A 13317-nucleotide genomic window follows, 5' to 3' on the forward strand; every position below is an offset into this window, starting at 1 on the left:
TGGAGCAAGTAWGGATTAAAGATAATGGCAAAGATAAGGGTATTTAGCAAGAATGGAGGAAATTTAAGTGAAATAAGTGTGTTTAAGGAAGATGAAAAAGCCTTCAAGGTAAGTAAGAAGAAAATAAAAGAAGCGATAAGAAAGATAAATAAATCTTCACGTGAAGTTATGAATAATATAACGATATTGAACATAGGGAAAGTAACGCCAATTTACAGGATATTAAAATCAATAAAATATGAAAATATAATTTAAGTTTTTTAAATTTAACAAACGCCTTGAAACTAGCTAATTTAAGGGGTTGTCTATAAAAATTAACCTACAATATCTTGACACTATCTTTTTTTAGTTACTTCTTTAATATTTTAGTGTAAAGAATTATAATTTATAGTAAATATTAGTTTTATTGGGGGGATTTGATGAAGAGGGTTTTGATTGTTGAGGATCACGAGGAAATCAGGGGATTTATAAAAATAAATTTAAAAAGAGAAGGGTATGATGTCCTTGAAGCTGAGGATGGGGAAAAGGCGCTGGATATATTAAAAAAGAATGATGGTATTGATATAGCTATTGTAGATTTAATGCTTCCTAAGATAGATGGATTTTATGTATGCAATAAGATTAGAGAAAAGGATCCTTTTATAGGAATTATTATACTTACGGCAAGGTCTCAAGAGGCTGATAAGATAGCTGGATTTTCAAAGGGAGCTGATGATTATGTTGTAAAGCCCTTTAGTCCAAAAGAATTAGTTGCAAGAGTTGATTCGCTTTTTAGAAGGGTTTCTATGATTAGAAGAAATAACAATGAGATTTTTATGTATCCTTTTAAAGTTGATTTTAACTCAAGAAAATTTTTTAAAGAAGACAAAGAAATTGAACTTACCTATATTGAATTTGAACTTTTAAAATTATTCATTAATAATCCTAATAAAGCTTTTAAAAGGGATGAAATTTTAAACATAATATGGGGCGAAGACTATATTGGAAGTTATAAGATAGTTGATGTTAATATAAGTAGGCTAAGGCAGAAGATAGAAGATGACCCTACATGCCCTAAATATATTAAGTCTATAAGAGGATATGGATATAGGTGGGAAATTAAGTAATAGGGGGCTAAAGAAGGTGAAATCTTTAATCAAAAGGATTGTTTTATTATTTTTTGTGTTTATTTTTCAATCTTGCAATTTCCGTGAAGAAAATATTATTGTAAAGCCTATGATTCCTAAAGAATACGAAATGGCAATCGGTAAAATAAAATATTTTGTTGCTCCTAACTCGAAATTAACTTCTCCAATAGATGGGGAGAACAAAAACTCCATTTATTTATTAGATTTTGATGGGGATAAAAATAGTGATATAGTTTATTTCATAAAAACTTCGGATTTGTTTTCACCTTTAAAAATAGGGCTTATCAAAAGTTCTAGTTTTATTAATGCAGTTAGTTATGGATTTGTTGGAGACGAAATTCATAAATTTTATTATTCCGATTTAGACCAAGATAAAAAGATGGAGTTTATTATAGGGAACTATAAAAATAATTCGAAGGAAGTTTTTATATTAAAGGAAATAGAAGGAATATTAAGGGTGGTATTTAAGTCGGAGTATGAGGATTTTGCTATTAATGATATAGATGGGGATGGGACAGATGAGATATTGCTAATAAGAAAAGACGAATTTCCCTTTTTAAATATATTAAAGGCTGAGGGTGAAAAATTTAACTCTTTATATGTAGTTCCTTTAGACAAAGGAACAAAACACTATAAAAACATAACCTATTGTAAATTAAATAAGAGCCAAAATGGAATAGTTATAGATAGTTTAATAGGAGAAGAATTAGCACTAACTCAAATATTAGTTTTAGATAAAAAAAAGATAAAAAATTTGTTTTTAAACTCCCAAAATCATATATGTGAAAATGGAATAAAGGCTTATTATATAAAATCACAGGATATTGATGGAGATGGATTTATTGAAGTTGCGATGCCAGAGATTAATAACAGTTTCCAGAATAAAAATATTTGGATTAACAACTGGTATAAGATAGATGAAAAGGGAAATTTAATCTACTCCTGTTCTACCTATGGTGATGATAGTTATTATTTTCTTATTCCTAAAAAAATACAAAATAACTTTATAATTAAATATAATCAGAAGGACTATGAAAGTGTATCCTTTTATTTAAAGGATTCAAATAAATATCTTTTTTCTTTATATAGGATTAAGGAAGGAAATACAATAGATTTGGCGGATAAAATTAAAATATTGGATTATCTGAATTACAGAGTATACATAAATTATGATAAAAAGATTTTTAATCCGGATGAAATAGAAAAAAATATATTCATAAATAAGGAATGATTTAACATGACGGGGATTAAGAAAAGGTGGGTTAAGGATTACATTATAGGGATTATAGTTATTTTAATAGTTTTCAATCTATCCTTTGCCCTTATCATAAGAAACTATTATTATTCAAGCTTACGACAGCTTTTGATAAATAAAGTTAATACATCTACGGAGTTTTTCAATAGATATTTCACAGATAAAGAAAAAATAACTTTTCTTCTTAAAAATTATGTTGAAGATTATTCCTTTGATGAGGATTTTATTATTCAAGTTTGGGATACTAAAGGGAAAGTGCTATTTTGTTCTAGCGGATTAAATTACGCTGAAAATCTTCAATCAGATTATATTCTTGCTCTTCAAGATAAGGTTCATTCTTCTATATACATAAACAATATAACAATGGAAAAATTAATAGCAGCATCAGCTCCTATAAAGGTGGATGGTTCCATAGTAGGAGTTTTGAGAATAATAACATCCTTAAGGGAAGTGGATTCTAGAATAAAATATTATATAACCTTTGCTATTTTTATTAGCTTTGTTTTAGTGATATTTCTATTTATTTTGAGCTTAACCTTCAGTAAAAGCATAATAGAACCTATAAAGGATATCAACGAAGTTGCAAAAAAAATGGCAAGGGGTAATTTCGATGTAAAAATAACCACCAAATACAACGATGAGATTAGAGAGCTGGCAGAAACTTTAAATTATATGGCAAACGAGATTAAAAGGATGCAGAATTTAAAAAGTGAATTTATATCATCGGTATCTCATGAACTAAGAACGCCTTTAACTTCTATTAAGGGATGGAGTGAAACTATTTTGACAAGTGATTTTGATGACTTAGAAGAGGTAAAACAAGGGTTAAAGATTATTACAAAGGAAGTAGATAGGCTTTCAGACATGGTTGAGGATCTTCTTGATTTTTCAAAACTTGAAGGGGGAAAGATTAAATTAAGCCTTGAAAACTTTCGTTTAAATCAAGAAATTCATGATATTTGTAATCTGTATAAAGGGAAGGCTAACAATAAAGGTTTAAAAATAACTGAAGAATTGGATGAAAATGATATTATTTTGGCTGATAAATTTAGAATAAGACAAGTAATAATAAACCTTATAGATAATGCTGTAAAATTTTCAAAGCAAGACGGGTCAATCTTAATAAGAACTATAAGGGAAAAGCATGCAGTAAAGATAATTGTGGAAGATGACGGCATAGGTATACCAATAGAAAAGATAGATAAAGTAAAAGAAAAGTTCTATAAAATTGATATAAAAAAGGAAGGAAGCGGACTTGGGCTTGCAATATGCGACGAGATAATCAGACTCCATAAAGGTGATATTGTTATAGAAAGCAATGAAGGATTAGGAACCAAAGTAACAATATATTTACCACAAAATGAGGTAAGTTAATAAAACTTACCTCATTTTTGCAATATAACAAATTACTTATTTCCTTTTTTGTAAAATTCTAAATTGTTACCATATTGTTACCAAAAAAATATGTATTTTTAATAAAATTTATATTAAGAAGAACAATTTAAATTTTAGGGGGGATAAGATGAAAAAATTCTTAAGTGTTTTTTTAGGGATTTTGATTATGGTGGGGACATTTTCAGCATGTTCAAAGCCTTCTTCAAATCAAGGAAGTTCTGACAACAAGTCTTTAAACAAGAGTCAAATTGAGATAATTCAAGCTACCAACCCAGAAAAACTTCCACAGGTTGCAAGGGATAGAAAGGATACTTTAATAGTTGGAACTACTGCACCAAATGGAACCTTTAATCCAATTTATTCAGGTAGTTTATATGATTCATGGGTATGTTCTTTGATTTTCGATGGACTTATTAGCAATGACGCTGAGGGTAATCCAATTCCAAATGTTGCGGAAAAATGGGATATATCTGAAGATGGTAAAACATATACCTTCTATATAAAAAAAGGAATTAAATTCCATGATGGAAAGGAACTTACAGCTGAAGACGTTGCCTTCACCTTCACAGCTATCTGCGATCCTAATTATGATGGTCCAAGAACAGATGCTGTTATGTATTTAGAGGGATACGAGGAATACAATAAGGATAAAGAAAATAAAGTAAAGGAAGTTAAAGGAATAAAGGTTATCGATCCATATACAATACAATTTACTTTAACAGAGGCTCAAGCACCTGCTATTTGGAACTTTGGATATGGAATACTTCCAAAGCATTATTATGGTTTTGAAAAGGGAAATATTAAAAAGCTTAAAGACCTTTTCTTAAAACCAATGGGATCGGGAGCATATACACTTAAGAATTACAAACCAGGTGCAGAAGTAGTATTTGAAAAGAATCCAAACTATTGGAAGGGCGAGCCAAAGATTAAAACTATAGTTATGAAGGTTACAAACGCAAATACAGTAGTTCAAGAATTAACCTCTGGTAATGTAGATATAGATGCTGTAGGTAAGCCAGAAATGGTTGAACTTATAAAGCAGGCGGGATTTTTCAACATATATAGCTATCCTTCCAATTCCTATGGGTATATAGGATTAAATCTCAGGGATGAAAGATTTAAGGATAAGAGAGTAAGACAAGCACTAATGTATGGACTTGATAGAAAAGGGTTTATAAACGCTTATTACAAAGGAAACGGTCAGGTATGTAATGCACCGGTTTCACCAGTTTCTTGGGCATATACGGATGAAATAAACCAATACGAATATAATCCTGATCTTGCGAATAAACTCTTAGATGAGGCTGGCTGGGTAAAGAAGGAAGATGGGTTTAGATATAAAGATGGCAAAAAATTTATAATTCATTGGATGACCTATACAGGAAGCAAATATGTAGAATCTTTAATACCTATTGTTAAAGATAATTGGGGAAAACTAGGAATAGAAGTTGTTCCAGAACTTATGGAATTTGGAACATTGGTTGAAAAGGTTTATGACAAAAGGGAATTTGAAATGTATAACATGGCTTGGTCCCTATCGATTGACCCAGATCCATCAGGAATATTCTCAAAGGCACAGGATGTTCCTGGAGGAAACAATTCTGTTGGCTGGGTAAACGAAGAATCTGAAAAACTTATGAAACAGGGTCTTACTGAATTTAATCAGGAAAAGAGAAAGGAAATTTATAAACAGTGGAATAAGCTTGCAAATGAAGAATTGCCATATCTTTTCTTGAGCTATAACAAGGATAATGTTGCTGTAAGTTGCAGGGTTAAGGGAGTAAATCCATCACCATATATAGATTGGACATATGATATTCAAAATGTTGAAATAGTTGATGTTAAATAAAAATTGCCCGGCAATCGCCGGGCAATATTTAGGAGGTAGGACGATGAGGCAGTATATTACCCGAAGATTACTTGAAATGATTCCTGTTCTTATAGGTATATCTATACTAATTTTTGTTATTTTTCAATTGGCACCTGGAGACGCGGTGTCAGCAATAGTTGATCCAAAGACATCAGCTGAAACTAAAGCAAAGCTAAGAGAACAGCTTCACTTAAATGAACCGATTCTTGTTCAGTATAAATATTGGGTAATGGATATCTTAAAGGGTCAATGGGGAGAATCCTTTTATTATAAGCAACCTGTTTCAAGGGTTATAAATTCCTTTATATGGAATTCTTTTTATCTTTCTTTAGCATCTTTTTTGCTAAGTGCAATTCTTTCTATTCCAATCGGTGTTTTATCAGCAACAAAACAATATTCAAAATTTGATTACATATTTACAATATTTGCCTTGATAGGTATTTCGATGCCCTCATTTTTCTTCGGGCTTTTACTTATAAAGTGGTTTGCAGTCGACCTAAAGTTATTTCCAGTTTCAGGAATGACTAATCCAGGAAGCACAGCAACGGGCTTTGCTTTATTTAAAGAAGTTATGCATCATATGGCACTACCACTAATAGTTTTAACCCTTGGAAGCCTCGCGGGACTTATGAGATATACAAGATCAAGCATGCTGGAGGTTATAAGGCAGGATTATATTAGAACAGCAAGGGCAAAGGGATTAAGGGAAAAGGTTGTCATATATAAACATGCCTTAAGGAATGCCCTTATTCCTGTTGTAACGATTTTCGGAATGAGTTTGCCAGGACTTTTTTCAGGGGCTATTATTACGGAGCAAATATTTAATTGGCCTGGTATTGGGCCTATTGAACTTCAGGCAGTAAATACAAGGGATTATCCCCTTTTGATGGGTATAAATATGCTTCTTGCTCTGTTAACTTTACTTGGTAATCTAATTGCGGATGTTACTTATGCTTTAGTTGACCCAAGGATAAGGCTAAAATAGGGGGGATTTATATGCAGACTGTTCGAAGTGTAGAAGCAAAAATAAGAGAAGAGAAAATATTAGGACCTTGGCAGCTTGCTTGGATTAGATTAAAAAGGAATAAGCTTGCAATGCTTGGACTTTATATTTTGATATTTATGGTGCTTCTTTCAGTTTTTGGACCAATGATATCACCATATAATATGGAAACATTAGATCTTAGCAATATTTCTGCACCTCCTTCTCTGTCCCATCCCTTAGGAACAGATGAGGTAGGAAGGGATGTTTTAACAAGAGTTATGTATGCCGGGAGAATATCTCTATCAGTAGGAATAGTAGCAGTTTTGATAAGTGTTTTAATAGGGAGTATAGTAGGTGCAATATCTGGTTATTATGGTGGAATTATTGATGCTGTTTTGATGAGAATAGTAGATATATTTATGTGTTTCCCGTTTTTGCCACTTCTTTTGATGGTGGCTGCTGTTATGTCGGATTATAAAATTCATCCTAATTATAGAATTTATGTCGTTATGTTTATTATAGGAATACTAAGTTGGCCTGGACTTAGTAGAATAATAAGAGGTCAGATACTTTCCCTTAGAGAGCAGGAATTTATCCAAGCTGCGGAAGCGTTGGGGTTAAGGGATAGAAGAAAAATATTTAGGCATCTTTTACCAAACACCTTTAGTTCGATTATCGTTTCAGCAACATTGGAGGTTGCCGGAGCCATTTTAACTGAATCGGCTTTGAGCTATCTTGGACTTGGAGTTACACCTCCAACTCCATCATGGGGCAATATGGTAAATGCAGTCACAGATGCTTATGTTTTTCAGTTTTATCCTTGGCGATGGGTTCCCCCAGGAATATGTATTTTTATAACAGTTATGGCAATAAATTTATTAGGTGATGGTTTAAGGGATGCATTGGATCCCAAATTAAAACGCTAGGAGGGGGACAAAATGGACGAATTATTAATAATAAAAAATTTGAAAACATACTTTTATACCGATGAGGGGGTTGTAAAGGCAGTTGACGATGTCAGTTTAAGGATAAATAGAGGACAGACTCTTTGCATAGTTGGCGAATCAGGCTGTGGGAAAAGTATAACTGCAATGTCAATATTAAGATTAATACCCGATCCACCTGGTAAAATAGAAGGCGGGGAGATAATATTTGAAGGTAAAGATCTCTTAAAGCTTTCAGATGATGAAGTAAGAGAAATTAGGGGAAATAAAATTTCTATGATATTTCAGGAGCCTATGACATCTTTAAATCCTGTTTTTACAATAGGTAATCAAATAATAGAAGCCATAATGCTTCATCAAAAACTAGATAAAAAAGAAGCAACTAAAAAAGCGGTTGAGGCTCTAAAACTTGTAGGTATACCACGAGCAGAAGAAATAATAAATGCATATCCCCATGAACTTAGTGGTGGCATGAGACAAAGGGCTATGATTGCAATGGCTATGGTTTGTAATCCTACTCTTTTAATAGCAGATGAACCAACAACAGCCCTTGATGTAACGATTCAGGCCCAAATACTTGACTTGATGAGAAAATTAAAGGATGAAACAAAAACAAGCATTATGCTTATAACCCATGACTTGGGTGTTGTGGCAGAAATGGCAGAATATGTAACAGTGATGTATGCAGGTAAAGTTGTTGAGGAGGCTGATGTTATTGAACTATTTAAAAACCCTAAACATCCTTATACATTGGGCTTATTAGAATCAAAGCCACAAATACACATTGATAAAGAGAAGCTATATTCTATTCCTGGGCAGGTTCCTAATCCCTTTAATTTACCTAAAGGATGTTATTTCTTCCCAAGGTGTGAAAAAGCGATGGAAATTTGTAAGGAAGTTATGCCAACGTTAAAGGAAGTTGGAAATGGACATAAGGTTGCCTGCCACCTTTATGGGGGTGATAGTAATGAATGAAGTTATACTAAGTGTTAAAAATTTAAAAAAGTATTTTCCAATAAGGTCCGGTGTTTTTCAAAAAGTTGTTGGGCATGTAAAGGCTGTTGATGACGTTTCTTTTGAGCTAAGAAAAGGTGAAACATTAGGTCTTGTTGGCGAATCGGGATGCGGAAAATCAACAACAGGAAGAACTATATTAAGGCTTATAGAAAAAACTGAAGGAGAAGTAATGTTTGAAGGCAAGGATATTTATAAGTTAAGTAGAGAAGAATTAAGAAAATTAAGACCAAATATGCAAATTATATTTCAAGATCCATATTCATCCTTAAATCCAAGGATGACAGTAGGAGAAATAGTAGGAGAAGCCTTAATTGAACATGGTATGGCAGATAAAAATACAGTAAAGTCAAAGGTTGAAGAGGTTTTAGAGATGTGCGGATTAAGCTCATATTATATAAAAAGATATCCCCATGAATTTTCAGGTGGGCAAAGACAAAGGATTGGAATTGCAAGGGCACTTGCACTAAATCCTAAATTTATAGTGTGTGACGAGCCGGTTTCGGCATTGGATGTTTCAATACAGTCTCAAATAGTTAATTTGCTATGTGAGCTTCAACAAAAGTTTAATTTTTCTTACCTTTTCATTTCTCATGATTTAAGTGTAGTAAAGCATATAAGTCATAGGGTTGGGGTTATGTATCTTGGTTCATTAGTAGAGCTTGCTGATAAAAAAGAAATTTTTAAAAATCCAATTCATCCTTACACAAAGGCCCTTTTATCAGCAGTTCCAGTTCCTGATCCTACATTGAAAAGGGAAAGGATAATACTTGAAGGAGATATACCAAGCCCTGCAAATCCGCCAAAGGGATGTAAATTTCACACAAGGTGTCCATATAAGATGGACATTTGTAAAGAGGTAGCACCAGAATATAAGGATATAGGTAATAACCATTTTGTTGCATGTCATTTAGTTGGAAGGTGATTATATGGAAAAGGATAAGGAAGATTTAAAGCTTGAATGGAAGGATATTTTGGCCATAATGATTGCTCAGTTTGAAATATTAATGCCACTTGTTCTTATCTTTTGGTTTATACTTTGGGTAGTTTTAAAAATAATTACTATAACTTGGGTGAAATAACTAAGGCTGCCTAATGGCAGCCTTTTTATTATACTATTCCTTGAGCAAGCATTGCATCTGCAACCTTTACGAAACCAGCGATATTTGCTCCAACAACAAGGTTATCCTTATATCCATATTCTTCAGCCTTTTGGCTAGCATTCTTGTAGATATTTACCATTATGTTATGGAGTCTTTGATCTACTTCTTCAAATGTCCATGATAATCTTAAGCTGTTTTGTGACATTTCAAGGGCGGAAGTTGCAACTCCACCTGCATTTGCAGCCTTTGCTGGTGCAAATAATATGCCATTATTTAAGAATATTTCGGTAGCTTCAAGAGTTGATGGCATGTTTGCACCTTCACCAACAGCAATAACTCCATTGCTTACTAATGTCTTTGCTGCTTCTGCATCTATTTCGTTTTGAGTTGCACATGGAAGTGCTATATCGCATTTTACATTCCAAATATTCTTATGACCTTCATGATATTCAGCACTTGGATGGAATTTTATGTATTCTGAAATTCTCTTTCTTTCAACTTCTTTTATTTGCTTTATTGTATCAAGCTTAATTCCATCTTTGTCATATACATATCCGTTTGAGTCGCTCATTGCAACTACCTTAGCACCAAGTTGCATAGCCTTTTCAGCAGCATAGATAGCAACATTTCCTGAACCTGAAATTACAACAACTTTACCTTTGAAGGAATTTCCTTTAGCATTTAACATTTCTTCAACGAAGTAAACAAGACCATAACCTGTAGCTTCTTTTCTTACTAAACTTCCACCATATGTTAATCCTTTTCCAGTTAAAACACCAGCTTCATAAGCGCCTGTGATTTTTTTATACATTCCATAGAGGTAACCTATTTCTCTTGCACCAACTCCTATATCACCTGCCGGAACGTCGATGTCTGGACCTACGTGTCTATATAATTCAGCCATAAAGCTTTGGCAGAATCTCATTATTTCTGCATCTGATTTTCCCTTAGGATCGAAGTCTGAACCGCCCTTTCCACCACCAATTGGAAGGCCAGTTAATGAGTTTTTAAATATTTGTTCGAAACCAAGGAATTTGATTATGCTTGCGTTAACTGATGGATGGAATCTAAGTCCTCCCTTATATGGTCCAATTGCGCTGTTGAATTGAATTCTAAATCCTCTGTTTACGTGAATCTTGCCATTATCATCAACCCATGGAACTCTAAACATAATTTGTCTTTCTGGTTCGACAATTCTTTCTACTATTCCAGCTTCGATATATTCAGGTCTTCTTTCGAGAACTGGAACAAGGGAGTCAAGAACTTCCTTAACTGCCTGATGGAATTCAGGTTCATTTGGATTTCTCTTTACCACTTGTTCAAATACTTGATTAACATGTTCTCTTGCGTTCATAAAATGCGCCTCCTATGTAAAAATTATCTATAAATATAATAGCACATGTTAAAAAAATTATAAATATTTTTTAAATAATCAATTAAAATTTTGTTCAAAAATGGCATATTGTATTAAAATTAAAATAATGAGAAAATAAATTAAGGAGGTTGATATAATGGAAAATAGAATTCTAATTGTTGATGATGATGTCAATATTTGCGATCTTTTGGAGATATATCTTGAAAAGGAAGGGTATAAAGTTTATAAAGCTAACTCAGGAGTTGATGCTCTTAAGATTTTTAGGGAAAGGCAACTTGATTTAATAGTTTTAGACGTTATGATGCCAGGTCTTGATGGTTATGAAACATTAAAGGAAATTAGAAAAACTCCTGCTATTCCTGTTGTTATGCTTACAGCAAAAGGAGAAACCTTTGACAGAGTTTTAGGGTTAGAGCTTGGTGCAGATGATTATATTGTAAAGCCATTTGAACCTAAGGAACTTGTTGCAAGAATTAGAGCGGTATTAAGAAGATATAAACCTCAAGTTCAGAAAAAATCCCTTGAATATAAGGATTTAATAATTGATGCAGATTCATTTATTGTTATATATAAGGGTCAGGAGATGGAGTTTCCTCCAAAAGAGTTTGAACTTTTATATTTCCTTGCGTCAAACCCCAACAAAGTTTTTACAAGGGACCAGCTTCTATATGAAGTTTGGGGGTATGATTATCCGGGAGATTCAAGAACAGTTGATGTCCATATAAAGAGAATAAGAGAAAAGCTTCCAGAGCATGATGAATGGCAGATTAAAACTGTTTGGGGCGTTGGATATAAATTTGAGGTGAAGTCATAATGAAAAAAAGTTTATTTGCAAAGCTAATAATCACTTATTTTGTAATTTTAGCTATATCCTTTAGTTTGGTTGCTATTTTTCTTTCGCAATGGTTTTATAATTATTCAGTTAATCAAAAAGCTGCAACATTACTAAAACAAGGAACCGTATTAAAGGATATTGTTTCAGACTATTTTGATAGAAAAATCAGCAAGAAAAAGCTAAAGGATGAGCTTTTATTAATAGACAGACTTGTAAATGCAAGAATATGGGTGGTTGATAAATATGGGTATATCTATGCTTATACTGAACCAACGATAGACTATGAAAAACAGCTAACCTTTACAGAATTCCAAGATGTTATTTCTGGGAAAATTGTAATAAAAAAGGATAGCTTTAAAGGTATATTTAAAAAGCCAATGCTAACCGTGGGCATTCCAGTTTATGTAGATGATAATGTTTTGAGTGCAATTTTTTTGCATACCTCACTTGATGAAATAAGATTTGCCCTTAAAAAGGTATATATTGTTATATGGATGTCGGCTTTTTTTGCAACTGTCATCTCTCTTTTCATTATTTTCTATATTTCCGAAAAAATATTGATAAGGCCTCTAAGCAAGATAAATGATACTGCAAAGGCTATATCAAAGGGAGAATTCGACAAAAGAGTTGACATAGACTCAGAAGACGAGATAGGAAAACTTGCAAATTCTTTTAACTATATGGCTGATACATTGAAGAATTTAGAAAACATGAGAAGAAATTTTATTGCAGATGTATCACATGAACTAAGATCACCGATGACATCCATTAACGGATTTATCTCTGGTATGCTTGATGGAACTATCCCAATGGAAAAATGGACAAAATATCTGGAGATAGTCCATGACGAGATAAAAAGATTAATTAGACTTATTAATGATCTTTTAGATCTTGCAAGCTTAGAATCGGGTGAATTTTCATTAAAAATAGGGATATTTGATATAAATGAGCTTATAAGGCAAAGAATTATTAAATTCGAAGATAAAATAAACAAAAAGAAAATAAATGTAAATGTTTATTTAATTGAAAAAAGAATGATGGTTAAAGGGGATAGGGATAGGATCGACCAGGTGTTGACAAATATAATAGATAACGCCATTAAGTTTGTCCATGAGGGTGGCAATATTGAAATCCGAACAGAAATAAAGGAGGATAGACTTTTAGTGAGTATCTTTAATGATGGCCCCCCAATTCCTAAAGAAGATATAAAGTATATTTGGGATAGATTCCACAAGGGCGATAAGTCAAGGACAAAGGGCGGAGGAACAGGGCTTGGACTTTCTATAGCAAGGCAGATTATAAATAAACATAACCAAACAATTTGGGTTGAGTCAGGTGAAAAGGGAACAAAATTTACATTTACATTAGAAATTTCATAATTTTTATTTATTTCAAATCTTATTCATACTTTCTT

The 13317-nt window shown here is 32.6% G+C and carries 12 protein-coding genes and 1 pseudogene; 12 read left to right on the forward strand and 1 reads right to left on the reverse strand.

The window, feature by feature from the left end; genetic code table 11:
* From Q3V94_RS03520 to Q3V94_RS03565, 10 genes and pseudogenes are all read left to right on the forward strand, one after another.
* Positions 1-255 (forward strand): annotated as a pseudogene (locus Q3V94_RS03520) (UPF0236 family protein); the annotation flags it as partial.
* A 164-nt stretch (positions 256-419) separates the two neighbouring features.
* On the forward strand, positions 420-1106 hold the full coding sequence (locus tag Q3V94_RS03525; protein ID WP_008907999.1) for a response regulator transcription factor: 687 nt from the start codon (positions 420-422) through the stop codon (positions 1104-1106).
* A 16-nt stretch (positions 1107-1122) separates the two neighbouring features.
* On the forward strand, positions 1123-2358 hold the full coding sequence (locus Q3V94_RS03530; RefSeq protein WP_303525200.1) for a hypothetical protein: 1236 nt from the start codon (positions 1123-1125) through the stop codon (positions 2356-2358).
* Between the two features lie 6 nt (positions 2359-2364).
* A complete protein-coding gene (locus Q3V94_RS03535; protein WP_303525201.1) occupies positions 2365-3756 on the forward strand; it encodes a cell wall metabolism sensor histidine kinase WalK in 1392 nt (463 codons plus the stop codon).
* Between the two features lie 148 nt (positions 3757-3904).
* Positions 3905-5626 carry a peptide-binding protein gene (locus tag Q3V94_RS03540; protein WP_303525202.1) on the forward strand — a complete coding sequence of 574 codons (1722 nt, stop codon included), beginning with the start codon at positions 3905-3907 and terminating at the stop codon, positions 5624-5626.
* A 43-nt stretch (positions 5627-5669) separates the two neighbouring features.
* Positions 5670-6632 carry an ABC transporter permease gene (locus Q3V94_RS03545; protein WP_008907995.1) on the forward strand — a complete coding sequence of 321 codons (963 nt, stop codon included), beginning with the start codon at positions 5670-5672 and terminating at the stop codon, positions 6630-6632.
* Positions 6633-6643: 11 nt separating this feature from the next.
* Complete coding sequence (gene opp4C / locus Q3V94_RS03550; protein WP_303525204.1) at positions 6644-7558, forward strand: oligopeptide ABC transporter permease; 915 nt, start codon at positions 6644-6646, stop codon at positions 7556-7558.
* A gap of 12 nt (positions 7559-7570) precedes the next feature.
* A complete protein-coding gene (locus Q3V94_RS03555; protein WP_303525206.1) occupies positions 7571-8551 on the forward strand; it encodes an ABC transporter ATP-binding protein in 981 nt (326 codons plus the stop codon).
* A complete protein-coding gene (locus Q3V94_RS03560) occupies positions 8544-9515 on the forward strand; it encodes an ABC transporter ATP-binding protein (protein WP_303525207.1) in 972 nt (323 codons plus the stop codon). The genes Q3V94_RS03555 and Q3V94_RS03560 overlap by 8 nt, the downstream gene beginning before the upstream one ends.
* 4 nt (positions 9516-9519) lie before the next feature.
* Positions 9520-9672: a hypothetical protein gene (locus Q3V94_RS03565; RefSeq protein ID WP_274766960.1), complete on the forward strand. Its 153-nt coding sequence runs from the start codon at positions 9520-9522 to the stop codon at positions 9670-9672.
* 28 nt (positions 9673-9700) lie between these two features.
* On the opposite strand, the gene gdhA is transcribed toward Q3V94_RS03565, so the two are convergent.
* Positions 9701-11047 (reverse strand): NADP-specific glutamate dehydrogenase, encoded by a 1347-nt coding sequence (gdhA, locus tag Q3V94_RS03570; protein ID WP_303525208.1) that lies wholly within the window; start codon positions 11045-11047, stop codon positions 9701-9703.
* Between the two features lie 157 nt (positions 11048-11204).
* Between gdhA and Q3V94_RS03575 the strand changes: the two genes are divergently transcribed.
* The gene (locus tag Q3V94_RS03575) at positions 11205-11882 is read left to right on the forward strand and encodes a response regulator transcription factor (protein ID WP_303525209.1); all 678 of its coding nucleotides are present in this window, start codon (positions 11205-11207) and stop codon (positions 11880-11882) included.
* A complete protein-coding gene (locus Q3V94_RS03580) occupies positions 11882-13282 on the forward strand; it encodes a HAMP domain-containing sensor histidine kinase (RefSeq protein WP_303525210.1) in 1401 nt (466 codons plus the stop codon). Before Q3V94_RS03575 ends, Q3V94_RS03580 begins: the two co-directional genes overlap by 1 nt.
* Positions 13283-13317 lie beyond the last annotated feature (35 nt).

This window comes from Caloramator sp. CAR-1, assembly GCF_030546345.1.
GTDB lineage: Bacteria > Bacillota > Clostridia > Clostridiales > Caloramatoraceae > Caloramator > Caloramator australicus.